The sequence below is a fragment of the Escherichia sp. B1147 genome (assembly GCF_001660175.1).
GTDB lineage: Bacteria > Pseudomonadota > Gammaproteobacteria > Enterobacterales > Enterobacteriaceae > Escherichia > Escherichia whittamii.
Genome location: NZ_LFHY01000005.1, coordinates 430,671 through 455,450, shown reverse-complemented (window position 1 = coordinate 455,450; position 24,780 = coordinate 430,671). Strand labels below are relative to the sequence as shown.

Annotated in this window: 22 protein-coding genes and 1 pseudogene; 11 read left to right on the top strand and 12 right to left on the bottom strand. The window is 50.7% G+C overall.

Annotation, left to right across the window (positions count from 1 at the left end):
* Positions 1-205 precede the first annotated feature (205 nt).
* Positions 206-2,503, bottom strand: coding sequence for a beta-glucosidase BglX (gene bglX / locus A9180_RS05295; protein ID WP_064526861.1), 2,298 nt, complete (start codon positions 2,501-2,503; stop codon positions 206-208).
* A 195-nt stretch (positions 2,504-2,698) separates the two neighbouring features.
* Here bglX and dld point away from each other — a divergent pair, with 195 nt between their 5' ends.
* Entirely contained in the window at positions 2,699-4,414 is a 1,716-nt protein-coding gene (gene dld / locus A9180_RS05290; RefSeq protein WP_064526859.1) for a D-lactate dehydrogenase, read from the top strand.
* 211 nt (positions 4,415-4,625) lie between these two features.
* Here the strand turns inward: dld and pbpG are convergent, their stop codons facing one another.
* Both pbpG and A9180_RS05280 read right to left on the bottom strand, forming a co-directional pair.
* A complete protein-coding gene (gene pbpG / locus A9180_RS05285) occupies positions 4,626-5,555 on the bottom strand; it encodes a D-alanyl-D-alanine endopeptidase (RefSeq protein WP_064527004.1) in 930 nt (309 codons plus the stop codon).
* Positions 5,556-5,728: 173 nt separating this feature from the next.
* The gene (locus A9180_RS05280) at positions 5,729-6,316 is read right to left on the bottom strand and encodes a Yip1 family protein (RefSeq protein WP_001295454.1); all 588 of its coding nucleotides are present in this window, start codon (positions 6,314-6,316) and stop codon (positions 5,729-5,731) included.
* Positions 6,317-6,484: 168 nt separating this feature from the next.
* Between A9180_RS05280 and A9180_RS05275 the strand changes: the two genes are divergently transcribed.
* Positions 6,485-7,063: a DedA family protein gene (locus tag A9180_RS05275; protein WP_064526857.1), complete on the top strand. Its 579-nt coding sequence runs from the start codon at positions 6,485-6,487 to the stop codon at positions 7,061-7,063.
* Between the two features lie 121 nt (positions 7,064-7,184).
* Here the strand turns inward: A9180_RS05275 and A9180_RS24700 are convergent.
* Both A9180_RS24700 and mdtQ read right to left on the bottom strand, forming a co-directional pair.
* A pseudogene (locus A9180_RS24700) lies at positions 7,185-7,256 on the bottom strand (hypothetical protein); the annotation flags it as partial.
* Positions 7,257-7,308: 52 nt separating this feature from the next.
* Positions 7,309-8,745 (bottom strand): multidrug resistance outer membrane protein MdtQ, encoded by a 1,437-nt coding sequence (gene mdtQ, locus A9180_RS05270; protein ID WP_064526856.1) that lies wholly within the window; start codon positions 8,743-8,745, stop codon positions 7,309-7,311.
* 222 nt (positions 8,746-8,967) lie between these two features.
* Here mdtQ and yohP point away from each other — a divergent pair, with 222 nt between their 5' ends.
* The gene (yohP, locus tag A9180_RS24695) at positions 8,968-9,051 is read left to right on the top strand and encodes a small membrane protein YohP (RefSeq protein ID WP_000691708.1); all 84 of its coding nucleotides are present in this window, start codon (positions 8,968-8,970) and stop codon (positions 9,049-9,051) included.
* Positions 9,052-9,447: 396 nt separating this feature from the next.
* Here yohP and dusC read toward each other — a convergent pair whose 3' ends face one another.
* The gene (dusC, locus tag A9180_RS05260; RefSeq protein ID WP_064526854.1) at positions 9,448-10,398 is read right to left on the bottom strand and encodes a tRNA dihydrouridine(16) synthase DusC; all 951 of its coding nucleotides are present in this window, start codon (positions 10,396-10,398) and stop codon (positions 9,448-9,450) included.
* Positions 10,399-10,671: 273 nt separating this feature from the next.
* On the opposite strand from dusC, the gene A9180_RS05255 reads away from it, so the two are divergent.
* From A9180_RS05255 to preA, 7 genes are all read left to right on the top strand, one after another.
* Positions 10,672-11,070 (top strand): CidA/LrgA family protein, encoded by a 399-nt coding sequence (locus tag A9180_RS05255; protein ID WP_064526852.1) that lies wholly within the window; start codon positions 10,672-10,674, stop codon positions 11,068-11,070.
* Complete coding sequence (locus A9180_RS05250; protein ID WP_064526850.1) at positions 11,067-11,762, top strand: CidB/LrgB family autolysis modulator; 696 nt, start codon at positions 11,067-11,069, stop codon at positions 11,760-11,762. Before A9180_RS05255 ends, A9180_RS05250 begins: the two co-directional genes overlap by 4 nt.
* A 129-nt stretch (positions 11,763-11,891) precedes the next feature.
* Positions 11,892-12,776 carry a cytidine deaminase gene (gene cdd / locus A9180_RS05245; protein WP_064526848.1) on the top strand — a complete coding sequence of 295 codons (885 nt, stop codon included), beginning with the start codon at positions 11,892-11,894 and terminating at the stop codon, positions 12,774-12,776.
* 199 nt (positions 12,777-12,975) lie between these two features.
* A complete protein-coding gene (gene sanA / locus A9180_RS05240; protein ID WP_064526846.1) occupies positions 12,976-13,695 on the top strand; it encodes an outer membrane permeability protein SanA in 720 nt (239 codons plus the stop codon).
* 2 nt (positions 13,696-13,697) lie between these two features.
* On the top strand, positions 13,698-13,937 hold the full coding sequence (locus A9180_RS05235) for a DUF2542 family protein (protein WP_064526844.1): 240 nt from the start codon (positions 13,698-13,700) through the stop codon (positions 13,935-13,937).
* Between the two features lie 191 nt (positions 13,938-14,128).
* Entirely contained in the window at positions 14,129-15,367 is a 1,239-nt protein-coding gene (preT, locus tag A9180_RS05230) for an NAD-dependent dihydropyrimidine dehydrogenase subunit PreT (RefSeq protein WP_064526843.1), read from the top strand.
* A complete protein-coding gene (preA, locus tag A9180_RS05225; protein ID WP_064526841.1) occupies positions 15,361-16,596 on the top strand; it encodes an NAD-dependent dihydropyrimidine dehydrogenase subunit PreA in 1,236 nt (411 codons plus the stop codon). Before preT ends, preA begins: the two co-directional genes overlap by 7 nt.
* A 151-nt stretch (positions 16,597-16,747) precedes the next feature.
* Here preA and mglC read toward each other — a convergent pair whose 3' ends face one another.
* The 6 genes from mglC to folE all read right to left on the bottom strand — a co-directional run bounded on the left by mglC (position 16,748) and on the right by folE (position 23,657).
* The gene (mglC, locus tag A9180_RS05220) at positions 16,748-17,758 is read right to left on the bottom strand and encodes a galactose/methyl galactoside ABC transporter permease MglC (RefSeq protein WP_001275121.1); all 1,011 of its coding nucleotides are present in this window, start codon (positions 17,756-17,758) and stop codon (positions 16,748-16,750) included.
* A gap of 15 nt (positions 17,759-17,773) precedes the next feature.
* A complete protein-coding gene (mglA, locus tag A9180_RS05215) occupies positions 17,774-19,294 on the bottom strand; it encodes a galactose/methyl galactoside ABC transporter ATP-binding protein MglA (protein WP_064526839.1) in 1,521 nt (506 codons plus the stop codon).
* Positions 19,295-19,354: 60 nt separating this feature from the next.
* Positions 19,355-20,353 carry a galactose/glucose ABC transporter substrate-binding protein MglB gene (gene mglB / locus A9180_RS05210; RefSeq protein WP_001036964.1) on the bottom strand — a complete coding sequence of 333 codons (999 nt, stop codon included), beginning with the start codon at positions 20,351-20,353 and terminating at the stop codon, positions 19,355-19,357.
* Positions 20,354-20,650: 297 nt separating this feature from the next.
* Entirely contained in the window at positions 20,651-21,673 is a 1,023-nt protein-coding gene (galS, locus tag A9180_RS05205; protein WP_064526837.1) for an HTH-type transcriptional regulator GalS, read from the bottom strand.
* 141 nt (positions 21,674-21,814) lie between these two features.
* A complete protein-coding gene (gene yeiB, locus A9180_RS05195; RefSeq protein WP_064526834.1) occupies positions 21,815-22,972 on the bottom strand; it encodes a DUF418 domain-containing protein YeiB in 1,158 nt (385 codons plus the stop codon).
* 16 nt (positions 22,973-22,988) lie between these two features.
* The gene (gene folE / locus A9180_RS05190; RefSeq protein ID WP_001139613.1) at positions 22,989-23,657 is read right to left on the bottom strand and encodes a GTP cyclohydrolase I FolE; all 669 of its coding nucleotides are present in this window, start codon (positions 23,655-23,657) and stop codon (positions 22,989-22,991) included.
* 257 nt (positions 23,658-23,914) lie between these two features.
* Between folE and yeiG the strand changes: the two genes are divergently transcribed.
* Positions 23,915-24,751 carry an S-formylglutathione hydrolase gene (gene yeiG, locus A9180_RS05180; protein WP_064526830.1) on the top strand — a complete coding sequence of 279 codons (837 nt, stop codon included), beginning with the start codon at positions 23,915-23,917 and terminating at the stop codon, positions 24,749-24,751.
* Positions 24,752-24,780 lie beyond the last annotated feature (29 nt).

Genomic DNA, 24,780 nt, shown 5'->3' with positions numbered 1-24,780 from the left:
CAGCGAATTAAGAGAAAAGCATAGTTGATAATGGCGGGATTGGCCTGACAGGGCGTATCTTTCTCAGCGTTTCTTGCCGGATGCGGCGCGAGCGCCTTACCCGACCTACAAACGTTGAAAATTCAACAAATTGCAACCATCCTGTAGGTCTGATAAGCGCAGCGCATCAGGCAAAGGGCGCAAGCTTCGCGCCCTCGCTAAAGAATTACAGCAACTCAAATTCACCTTTCTTAACGCGTGCGGAATCGGTGCCGATAAAGACGTTGAACTTGCCTGGCTCGGCATCATATTTCATCTGCTGATTCCAGAACTTCAGCGCCTCAATATCGATCGGGAAGCTGACGGTCTGAGTTTCGCCCGGTTTCAGGGTGATTTTCTCAAAGCCTTTCAGCTGTTTCACCGGGCGGCTCATGGAAGCGGTCACATCCTGCAAGTACATCTGAATCACCGTCGCCCCTTCGCGTTTTCCGGTGTTCGTCACCTGTACGCTGGCGGTCACTTTGCCGTCACGCTTCATGGTCGGGGCAGAAAGTTTCACATCAGAGACGGTAAAAGTGGTATAGCTCAGGCCATAACCGAACGGATAAAGCGCCCCGTTTGCTTCATCGAAATAACGTGAAGTGTATTTGTTCGGCTTGTCGGCATTATACGGACGACCGGTATTCAGATGGCTGTAGTAAACCGGGATCTGCCCAACAGAACGCGGGAAGGACATCGGCAGCTTTCCGGACGGGTTGTAATCACCAAATAACACGTCGGCAATCGCATTACCCCCTTCAGTCCCGGCAAACCAGGTTTCCAGAATCGCGTCTGCTTGCTGATCTTCTTTGACCAGCGCCAGCGGACGGCCATTCATCAGCACCAGCACCAGCGGTTTTCCAGTGGCTTTCAGCGCCGCAATCAAATCGCGCTGGCTTTGCGGAATAGTGATATCGGTCCGACTGGAGGCTTCGTGCGCCATCCCCTGGGCTTCACCAACCACAGCCACCACCACATCAGATTGCTTCGCGGTCTGTACCGCTTCATCAATCATCTCTTGCGCAGAACGAGGATCGACTTTTACCGCTTCTTCATACTGATTCAGGAAGTCAATAATGCCTTTATCACTGGTGACGTTCGACCCTTTGGCGTACAACACCTTGCCGTTTTCACCGACGGCATTTTTAATCCCGGTCAGCACGGTCACGGATTGATCGACGACACCGGCTGCTGACCAGCTTCCCATTACGTCACGTTTACTGTCCGCCAACGGGCCAACCACCGCAATGGTGGCAGATTTTTTCAACGGCAGCGTTTCGAGACGGTTTTTCAGCAGCACCAGACTTTCGCGCGCCACTTCACGCGCTTCTTTGCGGTGTAGGCGGCTTTCGGCATTGGTATCAACAGGGTCAGATTCTTTCGGACCAAGATGGCTGTATGGATCGTTAAACAGCCCCATATCATATTTAACGTTCAATACGTGGCGGGCGGCGTCGTCCAGCTCTTCCATGGTCACTTTGCCTGACTTGATCAAACCAGGCAGATACTTCGAGTAGTACTCGTCGCTCATGCTCATGTTGATCCCGGACTTAAGCGCCACGCGCACCGCATCTTCCGGGTCTGCCGCCGTACCGTGCTTGATCAACTCTTTGATTGCGCCATGATCGGAAACCGTGATGCCTTTAAAGCCCCACTGATCGCGCAGGACATCCTTCAGCAGCCAGGAGTCAGAAGTTGCAGGCGTGCCGTTGAGTGAGTTCAGTGCCACCATCACCGCGCCGCTGCCTGCATCCAGCCCCGCTTTGTACGGCGGCATATAGTCATTAAACAGGCGCTGCGGACTCATATCGACGGTGTTGTACTCTTTGCCGCCTTCTACCGCGCCGTAAGCCGCGAAGTGTTTGACGCTGGTCATCACCGAGTAGCGATCCGCCGGGCTTTTGCCCTGCATCGCTTCAACCATGGTTTTACCCATAATTGAGGTCAGATACGTATCTTCGCCAAAACCTTCAGAAGCGCGACCCCAGCGCGGATCGCGCGAGACATCGACCATCGGCGCCCAGGTCATGTTCAGGCCATCGTCCGCCGCTTCATAGGCAGAAATGCTTCCTACGGTTTTCACCACATCAAGGTTAAAAGATGACGCCAGACCGAGGCTAATCGGGAAGACAGTACGTTGACCGTGCAGCACGTCGTAAGCAAAGAAAAGAGGAATTTTCAGGCGGCTCAGTTCCATCACCTGATCCTGCATGGCGCGGATATCCTGACGTGTGACGGTATTAAAAATTGCGCCAACCTGCCCTTCTTTGATCATCTCGCGGATAGCCTCCTTCGGGTTATCCGGGCCGACGCTGATTAAACGCAGCTGACCAATTTTCTCATCAACCGTCATTTTTTTGAGCAGTTCGGTGACGAACGCATCCCGCGCTTCGGGCGTTAATGGATGGTTGCCGAATAAATCATCCGCCAGTGCTGGCTGTAGGGCCAGACTCACTGCGATACCTACTGAACATAGCCATTTCATGTGGATTATTCTTCCTCTGTTGCCCGACGAGGCAGCGAAAATGGTGCAAAAGCGGTAGTTTGCCATAAGCATGATGGAGAGAGAAAAAGAATGCTCAGTTTATTGTCTGAATTCTCAAAATATTCACTCGCTGAATTGTCATACAAGGAGCTATTCTAGTTGGTGATATTTTTTCGCCACCACAAGGAGTGGAAAATGTCTTCCATGACAACAACTGATAATAAAACCTTTTTGAATGAACTTGCCCGTCTGGTCGGTCATTCACACCTGCTCACCGATCCCGCAAAAACGGCCCGCTATCGCAAGGGCTTCCGCTCCGGTCAGGGTGACGCACTGGCCGTTGTTCTTCCTGGCTCGCTACTGGAATTGTGGCGAGTACTGAAAGCCTGCGTCACCGCCGACAAAATTATTCTGATGCAGGCCGCCAATACCGGTCTGACCGAAGGCTCCACGCCAAACGGTAACGATTATGATCGCGATATCGTTATCATCAGCACCCTGCGCCTCGACAAGCTGCATGTTCTCGGTAAGGGCGAACAAGTGCTGGCATATCCTGGCACCACGCTCTATTCGCTGGAAAAAGCCCTCAAACCATTAGGTCGCGAACCGCACTCGGTGATTGGTTCATCGTGTATTGGCGCATCGGTTATTGGCGGCATATGTAATAACTCCGGCGGCTCGCTGGTGCAGCGTGGCCCGGCGTATACCGAAATGTCGTTGTTCGCGCGCATAGATGAAAACGGCAAGCTGACGCTGGTTAACCATCTGGGGATTGATCTGGGCGAAACGCCGGAACAAATCCTCAGTAAGCTGGATGACGATCGCATCAAAGAAGATGATGTGCGCCACGATGGCCGCCACGCTCATGATTATGACTATGTTCACCGCGTACGAGATATTGAAGCCGACACTCCCGCACGTTATAACGCCGACCCGGATCGCCTGTTTGAATCCTCCGGTTGCGCCGGAAAACTGGCAGTATTCGCGGTACGTCTTGACACCTTCGAAGCGGAAAAAAACCAGCAGGTGTTTTATATCGGCACCAATCAGCCGGAAGTACTGACCGAGCTCCGCCGCCATATTCTGGCCAATTTTAAAAACCTGCCGGTTGCCGGGGAATACATGCACCGGGATATCTACGATATTGCAGAAAAATACGGCAAAGACACCTTCCTGATGATCGATAAGCTAGGCACCGACAAGATGCCGCTATTCTTTAATATCAAGGGACGTACCGATGCGATGCTGGAGAAGGTAAAGTTCTTCCGCCCACACTTTACCGACCTCGCCATGCAGAAATTCAGTCATTTGTTCCCCAGTCATTTGCCGCCGCGCATGAAAAGCTGGCGCGATAAATATGAACATCATCTGCTGTTAAAAATGGCGGGGGATGGCGTGGGCGAAGCAAAATCCTGGCTGGTAGATTTTTTCAAACAGGCCGAAGGCGATTTCTTTGTCTGTACGCCGGAGGAAGGTAATAAAGCGTTTTTACACCGTTTCGCGGCTGCGGGTGCAGCGATACGTTATCAGGCGGTACATTCCGATGAAGTCGAAGACATTCTGGCACTGGATATTGCTCTGCGGCGTAATGACACCGAGTGGTATGAACATCTGCCGCCGGAAATCGACAGTCAGTTGGTGCATAAGCTCTATTACGGGCATTTTATGTGCTATGTCTTCCACCAGGATTACATCGTTAAGAAAGGCGTGGATGTGCATGCATTGAAGGAACAGATGCTGGAATTGTTACGCCAGCGCGGCGCGCAATATCCTGCCGAGCATAACGTCGGTCATTTGTATAAAGCACCGGAGACGCTGCAGAAGTTCTATCGCGAGAATGATCCGACCAACAGTATGAATCCTGGGATCGGTAAAACCAGTAAACGGAAAAACTGGCAGGAAGTGAAGTAAATATAGCCGGATGCGGCGTAAACGCCTTATCCGGCCTACGGGTACGGCACATTTTGTAGGCCTGATAAGACGCGCCAGCATCGCATCAGGCATCGTGCGCCGACTGCCGGATGCGGCGTGAACGCCTTATCCGGCCTACAGGTACGGCGCATTTTGTAGGCCTGATAAGACGCGCAAGCGTCGCATCAGGCAATACCAACAGTGATTAAACTTAATCGTTTTGTGCCGTCTGCCCCGCCGCCATCTGGGCGGCTTTTTGTTTTTTATAGCTCAACGCCGCTGCCGGAACGGGCATTACTTTGCCGGTTTCAATCCATGTACGCAGGCGGCTGGCATCGGCAAAATGGGTATATTTGCCAAACGCATCCATCACCACCAGCGCCACCGGTTTATTATTAAAAACCGTGCGCATCACCAGGCAATGCCCTGCTGCATTGGTAAAGCCGGTTTTGGTTAGCTGGATATTCCAGTTATCGCGATACACCAGATGGTTAGTATTGCGGAACGGCAGCGTATACGACGGGTTAGAGAAGGTCGCCATATCTTCACGGGTGGTACTTAACTGACCGATCAACGGATACTGTTTGGTGGCAATCAACAATTTGGTCAGGTCACGTGCAGTTGAAACGTTATGCACCGATAGCCCGGTCGGTTCAACAAAGCGCGTGTTGTTCATCCCGAGAGCTTTTGCTTTCGCATTCATTGCTTTAATAAACGCGTTATAACCGCCAGGATAATGATGTGCCAGGCTCGCCGCCGCGCGGTTTTCTGAGGACATCAGCGCCAGAAGCAGCATATCTTTGCGGCTGATTTCGCTATTCAGTCGTACGCGCGAATAGACCCCTTTCATCTCCGGCGTCTGGCTGATGTCTACTTTTAATTTTTCATCCAGCGGCAGTCGCGCATCCAGCACAACCATCGCGGTCATTAATTTGGTGATTGAGGCAATCGGACGCACCAGATCCGGGTGGTTCGAATAGATCACTTTGTTGGTATTGAGATCAACAATCATCGCGCTACCGGAAGCAATTTCCGGCTGCGAAGCGGTGGCAGCGGCTGCCGTTTTCGCAGCGGCCTGCGGTGCAAAAGGCACAGCCAGCATCAGGGCCAGGCTAAATAAAGAAACTCGAAATTTCGGCATGATGAGCATTCAAATAGTGGTTCACGCGCACGGGTTGCGCACCGCCGGAGTAAGGATTTACTGAGGCTAGCGAAGCCATCATAACGAGCAAAAAGTGCGGTCGTCAAAGGAGAATCGTGAGGAAATGCTGCGTTGCTGACATTTACGCCAGCAATGCAGCACAAAAGAACTTTCTAGAACAGACGATAACCGTACCCCCATAGTATGACGGTAAGGGCAAGCAGGACTTCCAGCACCAGCACGCCAATCGCCAGTGTCGAACTGGAGAAGCTAAGACCTTCCTCTTTGTTGATATTCAGGAAGCTTGGAATACCGAGATAAAGCAGATACCCCGTGTAAAACAGCGCCACCGTGCCGACCAGAGCACACAGCCAGACCAGCGGGTAAAGCGCTACCAGACCGCTTAAAAACAGCGGCGTCGCGACGTATCCCGCGAAGACCATACAGTGCGCAAGCGACGGGCGCTGTGGGTAATTGCGCGCCATCCACCAGATGACTCGCCCCATCACCGCGACCCCAGCCAGCATAACGCCATAAAACAAGACAGCCAAAGCCAGTCCGGTAAACCAGGATAACTTCAGGATAGTACCATCGCCAAAATTCCAGCCGATTTGCGTGGTGCCAATGAAAGCGCAAATCACCGGAATCGCCGCCATCAGCAAAACGTGGTGGGTGTAGTGATGAGAAATCGTTTCGTTTTCACGATTAATCACCTGCATTTCACGATCGGGATGGGAAAACAGCCCCCAGACATGGCTCATACCGCCCCCTTGTTGTGAGTTCATGAACCTGACAGTTCAAGTATAAGTCAGCTTGTGATTATTTTTTGTGCGATTACTAAATTAGTGCGCCACACAGTGGGGCTTTTTCTGCGCAAATAATTCACTGGGTGTATGCTTACAGGCAACCAAAGGGAGACAGACTGGCTTATGGATCTCAATACACTCATCTCACAATATGGTTATGCCGCGCTGGTACTTGGCAGTCTGGCTGAAGGTGAAACCGTCACCTTGCTCGGTGGTGTTGCCGTACATCAGGGGCTACTGAAATTCCCGCTGGTGGTACTTTCCGTAGCACTTGGCGGCATGATTGGCGACCAAGCGCTTTATCTGTGTGGACGGCAGTTTGGCGGCAAGCTGTTACGACGCTTCTCAAAACATCAGGACAAAATCGAGCATGCCCAAAAGCTGATCCAACGTCATCCGTATCTGTTTGTTATTGGTACACGTTTTATGTATGGCTTTCGGGTGATTGGTCCGACGCTGATTGGCGCCAGTCAGCTTCCGCCGAAAATATTTCTACCGCTGAATATTCTCGGCGCATTTGCCTGGGCGCTGATTTTTACCACCATTGGCTACGCAGGTGGCCAGGTGATTGCACCGTGGTTGCACGATCTTGACCAGCATCTAAAGCACTGGGTTTGGTTGATTCTGGCTGTGGCTCTGGTGGTTGGTGTTCGCTGGTGGCTGAAACGGCGCGGGAAGAAAAAGCCAGATAATCAGGCGTAAAGCCGTTGTCTCGGATAAGGCGTTCAGGCCGCATCAGGCAACAGGTGCTCTATGCCTGATGCGACGCTTGCGCGTCTTATCATGCCTACAAAAATATTACCCATTGAATATCAAAACATTACTGCGCCAGTAATAACGCGCACGCTTTACCTATCCCTGAATCAGAAGCAGTAATAATCGCGACCTGTGCCACTGGGTTCTCCGCCTGACGCTGACTAAACGTTAAGTACAGAAAGCGCATAGCCTCAGCGTTTGTAGCCCCCGCCCAACGCACTGGTGAGTTGAATGGAGGCATCCAGCCATTGCCCTTGCAAAAGCAGGCCGTTGGCTCGTTCGCGAAGCGCCGGAATCCTGGCTTCACTAACGCGGGAACCCGCGATGATACCCGCGTTAAATCGCGCCTGCGCCAGCCCCACCACACGCAAGGCATCGTGCTCAATTTGCGCCTGATGCTGGTTTTTCTCTGCCAGTGTCTGAACCTGACTCGCCGCCCGCGCCACGTCATTCACCGCCTCGACCACGGCTTTGTTGTAGTTGGCAATCGACAAGTTGCTTTCGGCTTTCGCAATGTCAAGATTGGCGTTAAGCCTGCCGCTGTCGAATATTGGCAATGTCAGCCCCGCCGTGACGCCCATCTGTTGGGCGGAGCTACGAAAAAGATCGCTTAAATGCAAAGCATCCTGTTGCAGGAAGGCCATCAGATTGATGTCGGGATAAAATGCCGCTTTTGCTGCGTCGATGGTACTTAACGACGACTCGATGTACCAATGTGCCGCCTGCAAATCTGCCCGCCGGGCCAGCAAGGAATATCCCAGTTCATCAGGAAGCTGGCTTGCCACTTTCGGCAACGCGACCGGATGTAGCTTCAATGCACTTTGCTGATAGTTGGTGAGCGCACTTAATCGCGCCTCGATAATTTTCATCTTACCCGCGACATCGTTGAGCTGTTGCTGGGTTTTACTGGCATTAATATCGGTTTCCACACCTTCAACCGAAGAGGTAATTCCACGCTGATAGAGCTGGCGATCGGTCGCAATAATGGTGTTCTGCTCTTTTTCGATTTGCTGCAAGACCGTGTTTAACGCCGCCTGGGTTTGCCACTCCCAGTACAGGCGTGCCACGCTGCCAGCCAGCAATTGCCGGGTCTGCTCACGTTCAGCCGCCCGCGCTTTAACCGTCCCCAGTCGAGCAGTGACTTCCGCCCGATTCTTTCCCCAGATATCAAGATGCCAGCCTGCCGTTAAACCAAAAGTACCGTTGGTGTACCACGGCCCCGTGGTACCAGCTGCTGGATCGTTCAGGGCAAACGGCCCCATTAACCCTTCAGCCGACATTTTTTGCCGTTCCATATCCGCAGAAAAATCTACCTGCGGGCCATCCTGGGTCGCTACTGCTTTCGCCTGCGCTTCAGCCAGTTGAATGCGCTGTTCAGCTACCTGCATATCCGGCGCGTTCTGTATTGCATTATTAATTAAGGAAGTGAGTTGATTATCGTGATATTCCAGCCACCACTGGCTGTCTGGCCAACCGTTTTTCAATGCCGCAGGTAACGCTGTGTCCACTTGCGTGGCAGGCGTTTGCAGGCTTAACGCCTGACGAGTTTCGTGTACAGGCGCACATCCTGCCAACAAAATTAAAAGCGGAAAACAGACGCTTGCTGCATTAAATGAATCACGATTCATGGGGAATAATCAGGTAAGAAACGGTGCGCGGAGATTACCGCGTGTGGCGATATATTTTTTAGTTTCGCGTGGCAATACATCAGTGGAAATAAAACGACACATCCAGAAAAATATACAACAAGTGAATGATATCATCTGATTTATCTTAATCGTTTATGGATAACGGCAAAGGGTTTCATTTTTACCTATACTTATTCAGCACTCACAAATAAAGGAACGCCAATGAAAATTATACTCTGGGCAGTATTGATTATTTTCCTGATTGGGCTACTGGTGGTGACTGGCGTATTTAAGATGATATTTTAGAATATCAGATAAACCAGATATGGCAGATAGGTAGTCTGGATAGTATTAGATGTTTTGTGTACTTGATTTACAAACAGCTCCGGTGTTGGTGGCGTCAAAATCGCCGAGGCGTTCCCTGGAGGCCGGGGCAGCCCACATGGATGTGGGCTGAGGGCGCGTCTTACAGGGATGTTACCTCGCGCCCGACCCGGTAGCCGTAAGGGATAAGCCGAGGGCACCGCGCAGCGGCGATTTTGTTCGCCAGAGCCTGGGGGTGCAGGGGGCGGCGGCGATTGGCCGCCCCCTGCGCGCTCCTTGCGCCAGTTGCGATATATGGCTTAGCACATGAAAGGAGCGCAACAATACGATGAAGCTGAATAAGCGATTCATTGTCTCTAATATGCTGCGATTCCACTATTATCGCAGCTTATCGATATCAATTGCCTGAATAGCCTTTGCGATATCAGGGGAATTATTCAACACCCGCACATGCTGAAATAATCCTGTTGCTTCATCATATTCTTTACGTAAATAACTCAACCACTGCTTAATCCGCGCGACGTGATATAACCCGGTATCTCCCTGTTTCTCCAGACGGGTATACTTTTGCAGCAATGCAACGACCTCCGGCCACGGCATTCGCGGTTCGTTATATTTCACCACCCGACTCAGGTTGGGAATATTGAGCGCCCCGCGCCCAATCATCACCGCGTCGCAGCCGCTGATAGCCATGCATTGTTGCGCACTCTGCCAGTCCCAGATTTCACCATTGGCAATCACCGGAATATTCAGCCGCTGGCGAATCTCGCCAATCGCCCGCCAGTCGATATGCTCTGCACGGTAACCCTGTTCTTTTGTCCGCCCATGCACGACCAGTTCCGTCGCTCCGGCTTGCTGAACAGCATCGGCAATTTCAAATTTCTTCTCACCACTGTCCCAGCCCAGACGCACTTTCACGCTGACGGGCAAATGCGCCGGTACGGCTTCGCGCATCGCTTTCGCGCCCTGGTAGATGAGTTCAGGATCTTTCAGCAATGTTGCCCCACCGCCGCTGCCGTTAACCGTTTTCGACGGGCAGCCGCAGTTAAGATCCACGCCCCAGGAACCTAATTCCACCGCACGGGCGGCATTCTCTGCCAGCCATTGCGGGAACTGCCCCAGCAACTGTACGCGCACCAGCGTACCTGAAGGAGTACGGCTGGCATTTTGTAGCTCAGGGCAAATGCGATGAAAAACTTTTACCGGCAGCAGTTGATCCACCACGCGAACAAACTCAGTGATGCACAGATCGTAGTCGTTAACTTCGGTCAGCAATTCGCGCACCAGAGAGTCAAGTACCCCCTCCATTGGCGCCAGTAACACACGCATATCATCACCCGCAAAAAAATGAGGCGCTATGTTAGCGCCTCCGGTCAGCGGATTAAAGGTCTGCCGAATGAGATTACTGCAAAGCTACAATCCCTTTCTATGCTTGATCTATGGCAAACACACTTGCTGTTGCGAAAAAGCAGATTTGCCTGAGTTCGCTACTCACATCGTCATACCCAGGCGCGAAAAATAAGCGATGAATTCTTAATGTGATCGGTAGCACGTTTTACGAATTAATTGTATGATGAATCCATCTCATCTGGGGTGTTGATTATGAGTAAGACACTGAACATTATCTGGCAATATTTACGCGCTTTCGTCCTGATTTATGCCTGCCTGTATGCAGGCATTTTCATTGCATCCCTGCTACCGGTAACCATTCCGGGCAGCATCATCGGGATGTTAATCCTGTTTGTCCTGCTGGCCTTGCAAATTCTTCCGGCGAAGTGGGTCAATCCGGGGTGTTACGTTTTAATTCGCTATATGGCGCTATTGTTTGTGCCTATTGGCGTAGGCGTAATGCAATATTTTGATTTACTACGCGCGCAGTTTGGCCCGGTAGTAGTTTCCTGTGCAGTCAGTACGCTGGTGGTTTTTCTGGTGGTGAGCTGGAGCTCGCACCTGGTGCACGGTGAACGTAAAGTCGTAGGTCAGAAAGGATCAGAAGAATGATGGCAAATATCTGGTGGTCATTACCACTAACGTTGATTGTCTTTTTTGCCGCACGCAAACTGGCAGCGCGGTATAAGTTTCCACTGCTTAACCCGTTACTGGTGGCAATGGTGGTGATCATTCCTTTTCTCTTGCTAACCGGTATCTCTTACGACAGCTACTTTAAAGGCAGCGAAGTGTTAAACGATCTGCTGCAACCGGCAGTCGTCGCGCTGGCCTATCCTTTATATGAACAGCTGCATCAGATCCGCGCCCGCTGGAAATCAATCATCACCATCTGTTTTGTCGGCAGCGTGGTAGCGATGGTCACGGGGACTTGCGTGGCATTGTTGATGGGGGCTTCACCGGAAATTGCTGCGTCAATCTTACCGAAATCGGTCACTACGCCAATTGCGATGGCGGTCGGCGGGAGTATTGGCGGTATTCCGGCAATTAGCGCAGTTTGTGTCATTTTCGTCGGGATCCTCGGCGCGGTCTTTGGTCATACGTTGCTTAATGCGATGCGTATTCGTACTAAAGCGGCGCGCGGTCTGGCGATGGGGACGGCTTCTCACGCCCTCGGTACGGCACGCTGTGCCGAACTGGATTATCAGGAAGGCGCATTTAGTTCGCTGGCGTTGGTGCTATGCGGGATTATTACCTCGCTGCTTGCACCGTTTCTTTTCCCGATTATCCTGGCAGTAATGCGCTAAAATTTGCGATGCGTCGCGCATTTTCGATGTAAGTTTCACGAGTTGCATAATTAATGAGATTCAGATCACATATAAAGCCATGACAGGTTCGTAAACTGTTATCCCATTACATGATTATGAGGCAACGCCATGCATCCACGTTTTCAAACTGCTTTTGCCCAACTTGCGGATAACTTGCAATCTGCGCTGGAACCTATTCTGGCAGACAAGTACTTCCCCGCTTTGTTGACCGGGGAGCAAGTCTCTTCGCTTAAGAGCGCAACAGGGCTGGACGAAGACGCGCTGGCTTTCGCACTGCTACCGCTGGCTGCGGCCTGTGCGCGTACGCCATTGTCAAATTTTAACGTTGGCGCTATTGCACGCGGCGTGAGTGGTACATGGTATTTCGGTGCCAATATGGAATTTATTGGTGCAACAATGCAGCAAACCGTTCATGCCGAACAAAGTGCAATCAGCCACGCCTGGTTAAGCGGTGAGAAAGTTCTCGCGGCCATTACCGTTAACTACACCCCTTGTGGTCACTGCCGTCAGTTTATGAATGAACTGAACAGCGGTCTGGATCTGCGTATTCATCTACCAGGTCGCGAAGCGCACGCACTGCGTGACTATCTGCCGGATGCCTTTGGACCAAAAGATCTGGAGATTAAAACGCTGCTGATGGACGAGCAGGATCACGGCTTTACGTTAACTGGCGATGCACTTTCTCAGGCAGCGATTGCCGCGGCGAACCGTTCACACATGCCTTATAGCAAGTCTCCCAGCGGAGTGGCGCTGGAATGTAAAGATGGCCGTATTTTCAGTGGTAGTTATGCTGAAAACGCGGCGTTCAACCCTACGCTGCCACCGTTACAGGCCGCGTTAATTCTGTTGAATCTCAAAGGTTATGATTACCCGGATATTCAGCGCGCGATTCTGGCAGAAAAAGCCGACGCACCGTTGATTCAATGGGATGCAACCTCAGCAACACTGAAAGCCCTCGGTTGTAACAACATCGACCGCGTTCTCCTCGCTTAAGCCTTATGCCGGATGCGTTACGCTTATCCGGCCTACTGGTCTGGTATGTTTTGTAGGCCTGATAAGACGCGCCAGGCGTCGCATCAGGCTTGCCAACTTATCCCGGTGTCGAAAATCCCGGCAAACAGTTTGCCGTTTCTTGCGCAAAGCCCGCAGGTAAAGTAGCCTGATTGAAATTCCCCAAGATCGAGTTTTCTGCATGTTAAAGCGCGTGTTCTACAGCCTGTTAGTCATGATCGGCTTGCTGCTGTTAACTGTGCTCGGCCTCGATCGCTGGATGAGCTGGAAAACCGCGCCTTATATCTACGACGAATTGCAGGATCTCCCCTACCGTCAGGTCGGTGTGGTGCTTGGCACGGCAAAGTATTATCGCACCGGAGTCATTAATCAGTATTACCGCTACCGTATTCAGGGGGCGATTAATGCATATAACAGCGGTAAGGTGAACTATCTATTACTTAGCGGCGATAATGCGTTGCAAAGTTATAACGAGCCGATGACCATGCGCAAAGATTTAATAGCCGCCGGCGTCGACCCCTCTGATATTGTTCTCGATTACGCGGGATTCCGAACGCTGGATTCCATCGTACGCACGCGCAAAGTGTTCGATACAAACGATTTCATTATTATCACCCAGCGTTTTCACTGTGAGCGGGCATTATTTATTGCTTTACATATGGGTATTCAGGCCCAGTGTTATGCCGTACCATCACCAAAAGATATGTGGTCGGTACGTATTCGCGAATTTGCCGCCCGTTTCGGCGCACTGGCTGACCTTTATATTTTTAAACGTGAGCCGCGCTTTTTAGGTCCATTGGTCCCTATTCCGGCAATGCATCAAGTGCCGGAAGATGCGCAGGGCTATCCCGCCGTCACGCCCGAGCAGTTACTTGAATTACAAAAGAAACAAGGAAAGTAGTTATGGATGTACAGCAGTTTTTTGTCGTTGCCGTTTTTTTCCTGATCCCTGTATTTTGTTTTCGCGAAGCGTGGAAAGGCTGGCGTGCTGGCGCGATTGATAAACGAGTTAAAAATTCGCCGGAACCGGTGTATGTCTGGCGCGAAAAAAATCCGCGGCTCTTCTTTGCTTATATGGTGGCGTATAGCGGTTTCGGACTTTTATCTGTTGGCATGATTATTTATCTTATTTTCTATCGTTAATATCCCCCTCTCCAGTTAATTATTGAGAATAATTATTACTTCACCTGATAAGCTGCGGATATCACATTCTTAACCGCAGCTATTTGTGAATCTTTTCACAGTTTAAATTTCCCCGCACGCTTAGCCTTCATATCAGTACATATATTTACTAAACGCTCGCCTTAATTACCTATAGCATTAAGGAAGATCACATGCCGCAACAAAATTATCTGGATGAACTCACTCCGGCTTTTACGCCTTTACTGGCGATTAAAGAAGCCTCTCGCTGTTTATTATGTCACGACGCGCCCTGTAGTCAGGCTTGTCCGGCACAAACCGATCCGGGAAAATTTATTCGCTCCATTTATTTTCGTAACTTTAAAGGTGCTGCCGAGACAATTCGCGAAAATAACGCGCTCGGTGCCGTTTGCGCCAGAGTATGCCCGACGGAAAAATTATGCCAGCGCGGTTGTACACGAGCCGGGGTCGACGACCCGATTGATATTGGTCGCTTACAGCGTTTTGTTACTGATTTCGAACAGCAAACCGGAATGGAAATTTATCAGCCCGGCAGTAAAACGCTCGGCAAAGTGGCGATTATTGGTGCAGGCCCCGCCGGATTACAAGCTAGTGTGACACTGACCAACCGGGGATACGACGTCACGATTTATGAAAAAGAAGCACAGCCAGGTGGTTGGCTGCGTAACGGTATTCCGCAATTTCGTTTGCCGCAATCGGTGCTGGATGCAGAAATCGCCCGTATCGAAAAAATGGGTGTGACCATTAAGTGCAATTACGAGATTGGTAAAACGCTCACGCTGGAACAATTGAAAGCAGAAAACCGAGCGGTACTGGTCACCGTGGGGTTATCGAGCGGTTCTGGTCTGCCGCTGTTTGAACACAGCGACGTTGAAATAGCCGTCGATTTCTTGCAACGCGCGCGCCAGGCGCAAGGTGATATCAGCATCCCACAGAGCGCATTAATTATTGGCGGCGGCGATGTCGCGATGGACGTTGCCAGCACGCTGAAAGTTCTTGGTTGTCAGGCGGTGACCTGTGTAGCGCGCGAAGAGTTAGATGCGTTTCCGGCAAGCAAGAAAGAGTTCACCAGCGCCCAGAAATTGGGTGTATCGATTATTGATGGCTTTACGCCAGTGGCAGTAGACAGCAATAAAGTCACCTTTAAGCATGTTCGTTTACCAGGTGAACTAACGATGGCGGCGGACAAAATTATTCTCGCCGTAGGTCAACATGCCGAACTTGCTGCTTTTTCCGCACTGGAACCACAGCGTAACACCATCGAAACGCAAAATTACCAGACCTGCGACCCGCAACTGTTTGCCGCTGGCGATATTGTTGAGGGTGACAAAACCGTAGTTTATGCCGTGAAGACCGGGAAAGAAGCCGCCGAGGCGATTCATCATTATTTAGAGGGGGCTTGCTCATGTTAACGAAAGATCTTTCTATTACCTTTTGCGGCGTGAAGTTTCCCAACCCGTTCTGCCTCTCTTCTTCGCCGGTTGGCAATTGCTACGAGATGTGCGCCAAAGCCTACGACACAGGCTGGGGCGGAGTGGTATTTAAAACGATCGGTTTTTTTATCGCTAATGAAGTCTCGCCGCGTTTTGATCATCTGGTAAAAGAAGATACCGGATTTATTGGCTTCAAAAATATGGAGCAGATTGCCGAGCATCCGCTGGAGGAGAATCTGGCTGCCCTGCGTCGACTGAAAGAAGATTACCCCGACAAAGTATTGATCGCCTCGATCATGGGGGAAAATGAGCAACAGTGGGAAGATCTGGCGCGTCTGGTGCAAAAAGCTGGCGCCGATATGATCGAGTGTAACTTCTCCTGTCCGCAAATGACTTCCCATGCGATGGGGAGCGATGTCGGGCAAAGCCCGGAACTGGTAGAGAAATATTGTCGAGCGGTGAAACGTGGTTCTACGCTGCCAATGCTGGCGAAGATGACGCCGAATATCGGTGATATGTGCGAAGTGGCGCTGGCGGCGAAACGCGGCGGCGCAGACGGCATTGCGGCGATTAACACCGTCAAATCCATCACCAATATCGATCTTAATCAGAAAATCGGTATGCCGATCGTCAACGGTAAATCGAGTATTTCCGGTTATTCCGGTAAAGCGGTGAAACCGATCGCCCTGCGCTTTATTCAGCAAATGCGCACGCATCCAGAACTGCGCGATTTCCCGATCAGCGGTATCGGCGGTATTGAAACCTGGGAAGATGCAGCGGAGTTTTTATTGCTCGGCGCGGCAACGTTGCAGGTGACCACAGGCATTATGCAGTACGGTTATCGCATTGTGGAAGATATGACGAGCGGGTTGTCGCATTACCTTGCCGATCAGGGATTTGCCTCGTTGCAGGAAATGGTGGGGCTGGCGAATCATAATATTGTTCCGGCAGAAGATTTAGACCGCAGTTATATCGTCTATCCCAACATCAATCTCGATAAATGTGTTGGCTGTGGGCGCTGTTATATTTCCTGTTACGACGGCGGTCATCAGGCAATGGAGTGGAATGAGAAAACGCGCACGCCACATTGTAATACCGAGAAATGCGTCGGTTGTTTGCTTTGCGGTCACGTCTGCCCGGTTGGTTGTATTGATCTTGGGGAAGTGAAGTTTAAAAAAGGTGAGAAAGAACATCCGGTAACGTTGTAGAACCAGCATCGCATCCGGCATTTGATACCGATTGCCGGATGCGGCGTAAACGCCTTATCCGGCCTACAAAACCATACAAATCAGTATGTTGAACCCATTGTAGGCCGGATAAAACGCGCCAGCGTTGCATCCGGCAATGCCCGCCTTCACATCACTTCTTACGCGCGTACTTCAGTGAATCCAGCGCCACGGCGAAGATAATAATCGCCCCTTTGATGATGTACTGCCAGTACGGGTTTACGCCAATGTACGTCAGACCATAGTTGATGACCGTAAAGATAATGACCCCGGTCACCACGCCAATGACCGTCCCCACACCGCCGCTGAACGATACGCCGCCCACCACGCACGCCGCGATGGCATCCAGCTCATACATAAAGCCAAGGTTGTTGGTGGCAGAGCCGATACGTCCGGCTTCTAACATTCCGCCGAAGGCATAGAACACACCAGACAACGCATAGATCATCAGCAGGTTCAGTCCGACGTTGACACCAGAAACTTTCGCCGCTTCCGGGTTACCGCCAATTGCAAAAATGTTCTTACCGAAACGGGTTTTGTTCCACAGCACCCAGACGAATGCCACCGCAATCAGGGCGTAGAAGGTGATGTAAGAGAGCCGGAAACTCCCCAGCGCAATAAAGCCCTGGGCAAACGTGGAGAAACCACTGTCGAAACCAGAAATCGGCGACGCACCAACAAAGTCGTAATAGAGCGAGTTAATGCCGTAAACGATGATCATCGTGCCGAGAGTGGTTATGAACGGCGTCACGTTGAGATAAGCGATAATCAGGCCGTTGATCAAACCGATAACCGCGCCAATAGCACAGACAATCAGAATAACCAGCGCAATCGGCATCGTCGCCATTTCCGGAAATACTTTGTTGGCGTTTTCCATCGACTGCAATAACGTCGCCGCTACTACTGCTGCCAGCCCCACCTGGCGACCTGCGGAAAGGTCGGTTCCCTGGGTGACAATTAACCCTGCCACGCCGAGCGCGATAATAATACGCACCGATGACTGGGTAAGAATATTACTTAAGTTCAACAGACTTAAAAATGTTGGGTCCTGGAAAATTATAATGGCCAGCAAAACTAAAAGAACGACGTAAATACCGCCCTCTTTCAGATAAGTAAGAAAACTTTTCTTATTTAACGCACTCATGGGAAGCCCCTAATCTTAAAGGTGCAAAGACGCAAGACGCAGAATTTCGTTTTGCGTTGTTGTTTTTGTATCGACAATTCCGGAAACGAGGCCATTGCTCATCACCAGAATACGGTCTGTTATCCCTAACAACTCTGGCATTTCAGAGGAGATAATAATAATCCCCTTGCCTTTCTTCGCCAGTTCGGCAATTAACTGATAAATTTCAAACTTTGCCCCGACATCAATCCCGCGCGTCGGCTCGTCGAGCATTAATATTTCCGGTTGCGTGAGTAACCAGCGACCAATAATCACCTTTTGCTGATTACCACCGGAAAGCGAACCAATTTGTGTCCGATGACCTGGCGTTTTTACCCGCATCGAATCAATGACCCACTGGGTATCACTTTTCATCCGCGAATTATCCAGCAAGCCAACTTTGTTTTTGTAATTGCGAATATTGGAAATTAACGAGTTAAATCCGATATCCAGATAGGCATAAATTCCCGTTGAGCGGCGTTCTTCAGTTACCAACGCGAATCCGTGGTTAATGGCTTCGTTGGCGTTATGGTTATTGATCTTTTTGCCATGCAACGTAATGGTGCCAGCAGATTTCTCGCGAATGCCAAATAACGTCTCAACAATATCGGTACGTTTCGCCCCCACCAGTCCGGCAATACCGAGGATCTCCCCTTTATGCAGGTCAAACGAGACATCGCGAATCGACGGCTGGCGCAGTGACGTCAGGTTACGCACTTCGAGGATCACTTCCCCCGGCTTGTTTTCTTTATCCGGGAAACGCTGGTTAAGAGAACGACCAACCATCATGGCAATGATCTTGTCCATCGTCAGCCCTGCCAGCGGTTCGGTGGCGATCCACTGACCGTCGCGCAATACAGTGACTTCATCACATAACTGGAAGATTTCTTCCATTTTATGCGAGATATAAACAATACCGCAGCCGCGTTCCTTTAATTTACGAATAATAGTGAACAGATGATTAACCTCTTTTTCGGTTAACGAAGAAGTAGGTTCATCCATAATCACAATTTTCGCGTTATAGGAAAACGCTTTAGCAATTTCGATCATCTGCATTTGCGAAACAGATAATGTCCCGACGCGCGCACGTGGATCGATATCAATTTCCAGTTCATCAAAAATCGCTTTCGTTTCGCGGTACATTTTGTCCTGATCGACAAACATGCCTTTGGTGGGATATCGCCCCAGCCACATGTTGTCCATGACCGAACGTTGCAATACCAGGTTTAATTCCTGATGTACCATCGAAATGCCGTTTTCCAGCGCTTCTTTGGCAGAGTGAAAATCGATTTCTTTACCCTGAAATAAAATGGTGCCGGAATCTTTTTGATAGATACCGAACAGGCATTTTAATAATGTCGATTTTCCCGCACCATTCTCCCCCATTAAAGCATGGATGGAATGTGGCCGAACTTTTAAATTGACATTATCAAGAGCCTTCACACCGGGAAAGGACTTGTTGATACCGCTCATTTCCAACAAGTATTCACCTGATGACGGAGTCGTTGAGCTGACCATATAATTTTACCTTGTTGGCCATACAATAAGGGCGCAATAAACTATTGCGCCCGTTCAGTCTTATTTCTTGCTGAATTCAGCCAGGTTATCTTTGTCTACGCCAACATAAGGTACGCGCACCACTTTGTTGTCGATTTTCCAGTTGGTGCCGTCAGCGGCACCCTTGCCATCGGCGAGGTTTTTCGCCAGATCAAAAGTCGCTTTCGCCTGGTTGTTGGCATCATTCAGCACGGTGCCAGCCAGCGCACCGGATTTCACCAGCGCCAGTGCTTCTGGCAACGCATCGACACCAAACACCGGAATGCTGGACTTGTTGTGTGCTTTCAGCGCTTCAACCGCGCCCATTGCCATCGCATCGTTGTTAGCAATAACCACTTCGATTTTGTTGGCGTTCGGGCCAGACAGCCAGGCGTCCATCTTATCTTTCGCCTGAGCGGTGTCCCACATAGCGGTATCTAACTGTAACTGTTCAGTTTTGATGCCTTTGTCGTTGAGCTCTTTAATCACGTAAGTGGTGCGTGCTTCTGCATCCGGATGGCCCGGCTCGCCTTTCAGCAGTACGAACTGAATCTGACCATCTTTGTTGAGATCCCACCCCTGATTCGCCGCCCAGTGTTTAGCAATCAGATCGCCCTGAATAATGCCGGACTCTTTGGAGTCAGTACCAACGTAGTAGGCTTTGTCGTAGCTATCCAGCGCTTTACGGGAAGGTTCTTTGTTGAAGAAAACCACCGGCACGTTTTGTCCGCGCGCTTTCTCAATCACCGTACCCGCAGCTGCCGGGTCAACCAGGTTGATTGCCAGGGCCTTCACCCCTTTCGCCAACAGCACATCAATCTGATCGTTCTGCTTGGACTGGTCATTCTGTGAATCATTCATCAGCAACTGGACGTCTGGTGCTGCTTTCGCATCCTGTTCGATAGCCTTACGCACCACAGACATAAAGTTATCGTCATATTTATAAATCGTCACACCAATACGGGTATCAGCAGCGTGTGCAGCGGCGCCGAATAACATGCTGGCCATCACAGCAGACAGGGTTAACACCTTCTTGTTCATGGTATCTCCGGTTTTTCTTATGCAGGGTAGTGCTTGAGATAAATGCTTGGCGGGGCAGTATAGTTAATGAAGTGTTACTGAACGCCGAAGCTCACGTTTTAAAATTCGTTCTTCCATGCCCGGTAACGCTCCATAAAACGGCTCTAATTGTTGTGATGACGCCATAACCTCGATAAAAGCGATTACTCACTGTTACATACAAGTTACAACGTTAAAACAGTGCAATCATAGCTACCAGATTGTTAACATACTGTGAAACCACTCACAAATTGAAAGCGGTTACATCCTCTGATTTGCTCAGTTAGTGATCGCCGCCGCATTCTGGCGTATTGCGACAGAATGGCGACGCACTAACGTCGGCATAAAACAGTGGCTGGCACGCGGATCAATGTTGCCTGCTGCCCCCTGCAAGGCCAGTTCAGTGGCTAATTTTGCCATCGAAGCAATGGGGTAACGCACGGTCGTTAATTGCGGGTCGGTGTAACGAGCAATGGGGATATCATCGAAACCGATGATTGAGAGATGTAACGGAATAGCAATGCCATTATCTTTTAATGCGGTCAGAGCGCCAGCAGCCATATTGTCGTTATAGGCAAATACAGCGGTAAGTTGTAGATTGCGCCCGAGTAGTTCAACCATCGCCGCCTCGCCGCCTGGCATATCCGGTGTACCCGTGCCAATCCAGCTTTCCGACGGAACAATATCCTGATCTTTCAGCGCGCTCATCCAGCCAGCTTTACGCATTGCGTCATCTTCAATGCTGTGGCTGGAAGAAAGATAGCCGATACGTTGATGGCCGTTATTCAGCAACATGCGCGTCGCCATTCTGGCGCCGCTGATATTATCCAGACAAACACAGCGATGGGCATAGCCCGGCACAACCCGATTGATGAGCACCATACCGGGAATGTTGTCCATAAATTGCGCCAGCTCGTCGTCACTTAACGCTTTTGAATGAACGATCAATGCGTTACAACGCTGGCGGATTAGCACTTCAATGGCATGACGCTCTTTTTCCGCTTCATGATAGCTATTGCCAATCAACACATATTTCTGATGTTGCTGGGCAACGAGATCGACGGCTTTAACCAATGCGCCAAAAAATGCATCTGAAACATCCATTACCACCACGCCGATGGTATCGCTCACCTGAGTTGCCAGCGCCTGTGCATTGGCATTTGGCCGATAATCCAACTCACTCACCGCTTTCATAACTGCTTCACGCGTGTCGGCACTTACCAGCGTGCTGTTATTGAGCACCCGGGAAACCGTTGCCACAGAGACGCCAGCCTGACGCGCTACATCACGAATGGTGATCATATTCACTACCTGTTATGAGATTGCAGTAGATTACTGCTTGCTGGCGGCTATTTTGTCAGCACTGAATACAGGACTTCGTGAATCGAGTCACAGCAATGGAAACGGTTACAGTCATTTTGTTAATGAATGTGATCCAGATCGTTATCTGGATGTTTTAGATAATGCGGGTCCGGCAGCACGCAAGGTTAACTGACGCCAGAGCCATTCCACCGGCCCCTGACGGAAGTAGCGCAGCCAGATAACAGAGAAAAGCAGGTTCGTCAGCCATACCGGAGCCACAAACGCCAGCAACTCCAGACGGTCAAACTGCATAAACAAATCGAGGTGGTAAAACAGCGTGGTACAAATCAGCGTTTGCAATAGATAATTGGTTAGCGCCATCCTTCCGACGCAGGCGATCGCCAGCACCAGCCTGAAGCGGCTTAATTGCGGCCAAAAGCCATAAAACAGCGACGCATAGCCAATTGCCTGAAACGGCGCGCTAAGTTCACGCGGCATTTGCAGTAAGAAGGCACACCAGCGATACGCCCAGTCCAGCCGCCATTGCAGTGCGATGGCAGGAAGATTAATCAGCACACCAATTGCCGCCAGCACAAAACCGGTACGCCGATAGTGTCGCAAGCTATACTGCCCTTTCAGCCAGCCGCTGCGCATCAGCGCCGCGCCAATTAACATCATCCCCGCCAGCTGCCAGCCGTACTGCGCGCCCAGCGCCAGCAAACTGTTGCCTACGCCATCGGCGCGGTTACTGATCGCTTCAACACCGCCGTGAAGTTTCCAGTATTTTTCATACAAAATGGCCGACGCATCTGGCGTCCAGGCACGACTGGTCTGGCTGTCAGAAATCAACCCCAGCAACAGCAAAACGCCAATCCCCACCAGATACAGCATGACGCCTGTATTAAATAAACTTTTTACCGATGGCGCATCGCGCACCAGTCGCCAACTGATTAAACCCACCAGCCCATAAGCCAGCAGGATATCGCCGTCCCAGAACAATAAACCGTGAATAAAGCCCAGCAAGACTAACAGTGTTAACCGCGACTGGATCCAGCGTCTGCCACGCGGCAGCAACATTTGCAGGCCCGCACCAAACAGCAACGCAAAAAGCGTGAGGAATTTTACCTGACCGATGAGATCCAAAAACGCCCAGGTCCAGGCGTCGGACGGAGTAATAGTGCCGTACCAGGCGGGATTGAGATAAGCCGCCTTTGGTAAACCAAAGGCGCTGATGTTTAATAGCAGGATCCCCAGAATGGCGACGCCGCGAACAAAATCGAGCGTGACGTTGCGCTCCATGGTTCCTGCCTTTTAATCAGTTGTGATGACGCACAGCACGCAGAAACTCGTGGCGCGTATTCTGACTGGATTTGAACAAACCACCGAGGGAAGTCGTTGTCGTAGCGCTGGTTGCATCGCGGATGCCACGCGCTTTCACGCAGTAATGCACCGCGTCGATGGAGACAGCCACGTTATTGGTACCCAGCAGCGTTTGTAGCGCAATGAGGATTTGTTGGGTCAGACGTTCCTGCACCTGCGGGCGCTGGGCAAAGAACTGCACGATGCGATTAATTTTCGACAGGCCAATCACCGAATCTTTCGGGATATAGGCTACCGTCGCTTTGCCATCAATAGTGACAAAATGGTGCTCGCAGGTGCTGGTCAGGGTGATATCGCGCACGGTGACCATTTCATCGACCTTCATTTTATTCTCAATGAGGGTGATTTTCGGGAAGTTGGCGTAATCCAGACCGGAGAAAATTTCATCGACATACATTTTGGCGATGCGATGCGGCGTTTCCATCAAACTGTCATCGGCCAGGTCGAGATTCAATAGCTGCATGATTTCGGTCATATGACCGGCGATAAGGCTTTTGCGCGTTTCGTTATCCATTTCATGCACGGGCGGGCGTAGCGGTGTTTCCAGTCCTCGCGCAACCAACGCTTCATGAACCAGGGCCGCTTCTTTACTGAGTGATGGCATTTATGTTTTCTCCTGCAGGTGTGACGCCTCCGCCCTGCGTGGGGGCAAAGTTATTAAGCTGATTAGCAGCCTGATTATTGTGCGTGAGGTGACGCACATAATCCAGTATTCACAGCGATAATTATTGTAATTGCCGCTGCCTTTCAGCCGTAAATGTTAAAACATCGTTATGCATATGCGGAAGTGAAAGTTACTCACAACGCATTGAATAAACGGTATGATGAAAAAATTGCAAACAACATAACAAGGAGCCTCGCATGGAAATGCTCGAAGAGCATCGCTGTTTTGAAGGCTGGCAGCAACGCTGGCGGCACGACTCCAGTGCCTTAAATTGCCCGATGACGTTCAGTATCTTTCTCCCGCCTCCCCGTGATAACGCCCCGCCACCTGTGCTGTACTGGCTTTCAGGTTTAACCTGTAATGACGAGAACTTCACGACCAAAGCGGGTGCCCAGCGCGTAGCGGCAGAACTGGGGATTGTACTGGTGATGCCAGATACCAGCCCGCGCGGCGAACAGATTGCTAACGATGATGGCTACGATTTGGGCCAGGGTGCAGGGTTTTATCTTAACGCCACACAACCGCCGTGGTCGACGCATTACCGGATGTATGATTATCTGCGCGATGAATTACCGACGCTGATTCAATCGCAATTTAACGTCAGCGATCGCTGCGCTATTAGCGGCCATTCGATGGGGGGTCATGGCGCATTGATTATGGCGCTGAAAAATCCTGGCAAATACACCAGTGTTTCCGCCTTTGCGCCGATTGTGAATCCGTGTTGTGTTCCCTGGGGAATCAAAGCATTTAGCGCCTACCTGGGCGAGGATAAAAATAGTTGGGTGGAATGGGATAGCTGTGCGCTGATGTACGCCAGCAATGCGCAAGATGCGATTCCGACGCTTATCGATCAGGGTGATAACGATCAGTTTCTTGCCGACCAGCTTCAACCTGCAGTACTGGCAGAAGCCGCACGCCAGAAAGCGTGGCCGATGACGCTACGTATTCAACCTGGTTATGATCACAGCTATTACTTCATTGCCTCTTTTATAGAGGATCATCTGCGCTTCCATGCGCAGTATTTACTGAAGTAAAACTTGGCCCGGTTCGCCGGGCATCTCCT

Excerpts from the sequence above, each read along its gene's own strand:
- A9180_RS05255 (WP_064526852.1), top strand. The coding sequence starts at position 10,672 with ATGAGTAAGACACTGAACATTATCTGGCAATATTTACGCGCTTTCGTC.
- yohP (WP_000691708.1), top strand. The coding sequence starts at position 8,968 with ATGAAAATTATACTCTGGGCAGTATTGATTATTTTCCTGATTGGGCTA.
- sanA (WP_064526846.1), top strand. The coding sequence starts at position 12,976 with ATGTTAAAGCGCGTGTTCTACAGCCTGTTAGTCATGATCGGCTTGCTG.
- yeiG (WP_064526830.1), top strand. The coding sequence starts at position 23,915 with ATGGAAATGCTCGAAGAGCATCGCTGTTTTGAAGGCTGGCAGCAACGC.
- galS (WP_064526837.1), bottom strand. The coding sequence starts at position 21,673 with ATGATCACCATTCGTGATGTAGCGCGTCAGGCTGGCGTCTCTGTGGCA.
- preT (WP_064526843.1), top strand. The coding sequence starts at position 14,129 with ATGCCGCAACAAAATTATCTGGATGAACTCACTCCGGCTTTTACGCCT.
- preA (WP_064526841.1), top strand. The coding sequence starts at position 15,361 with ATGTTAACGAAAGATCTTTCTATTACCTTTTGCGGCGTGAAGTTTCCC.
- mglC (WP_001275121.1), bottom strand. The coding sequence starts at position 17,758 with ATGAGTGCGTTAAATAAGAAAAGTTTTCTTACTTATCTGAAAGAGGGC.
- mglB (WP_001036964.1), bottom strand. The coding sequence starts at position 20,353 with ATGAACAAGAAGGTGTTAACCCTGTCTGCTGTGATGGCCAGCATGTTA.
- bglX (WP_064526861.1), bottom strand. The coding sequence starts at position 2,503 with ATGAAATGGCTATGTTCAGTAGGTATCGCAGTGAGTCTGGCCCTACAG.
- mdtQ (WP_064526856.1), bottom strand. The coding sequence starts at position 8,745 with ATGAATCGTGATTCATTTAATGCAGCAAGCGTCTGTTTTCCGCTTTTA.
- A9180_RS05235 (WP_064526844.1), top strand. The coding sequence starts at position 13,698 with ATGGATGTACAGCAGTTTTTTGTCGTTGCCGTTTTTTTCCTGATCCCT.
- dusC (WP_064526854.1), bottom strand. The coding sequence starts at position 10,398 with ATGCGTGTGTTACTGGCGCCAATGGAGGGGGTACTTGACTCTCTGGTG.
- yeiB (WP_064526834.1), bottom strand. The coding sequence starts at position 22,972 with ATGGAGCGCAACGTCACGCTCGATTTTGTTCGCGGCGTCGCCATTCTG.
- mglA (WP_064526839.1), bottom strand. The coding sequence starts at position 19,294 with ATGGTCAGCTCAACGACTCCGTCATCAGGTGAATACTTGTTGGAAATG.
- pbpG (WP_064527004.1), bottom strand. The coding sequence starts at position 5,555 with ATGCCGAAATTTCGAGTTTCTTTATTTAGCCTGGCCCTGATGCTGGCT.
- folE (WP_001139613.1), bottom strand. The coding sequence starts at position 23,657 with ATGCCATCACTCAGTAAAGAAGCGGCCCTGGTTCATGAAGCGTTGGTT.
- cdd (WP_064526848.1), top strand. The coding sequence starts at position 11,892 with ATGCATCCACGTTTTCAAACTGCTTTTGCCCAACTTGCGGATAACTTG.
- dld (WP_064526859.1), top strand. The coding sequence starts at position 2,699 with ATGTCTTCCATGACAACAACTGATAATAAAACCTTTTTGAATGAACTT.
- A9180_RS05275 (WP_064526857.1), top strand. The coding sequence starts at position 6,485 with ATGGATCTCAATACACTCATCTCACAATATGGTTATGCCGCGCTGGTA.
- A9180_RS05250 (WP_064526850.1), top strand. The coding sequence starts at position 11,067 with ATGATGGCAAATATCTGGTGGTCATTACCACTAACGTTGATTGTCTTT.
- A9180_RS05280 (WP_001295454.1), bottom strand. The coding sequence starts at position 6,316 with ATGAGCCATGTCTGGGGGCTGTTTTCCCATCCCGATCGTGAAATGCAG.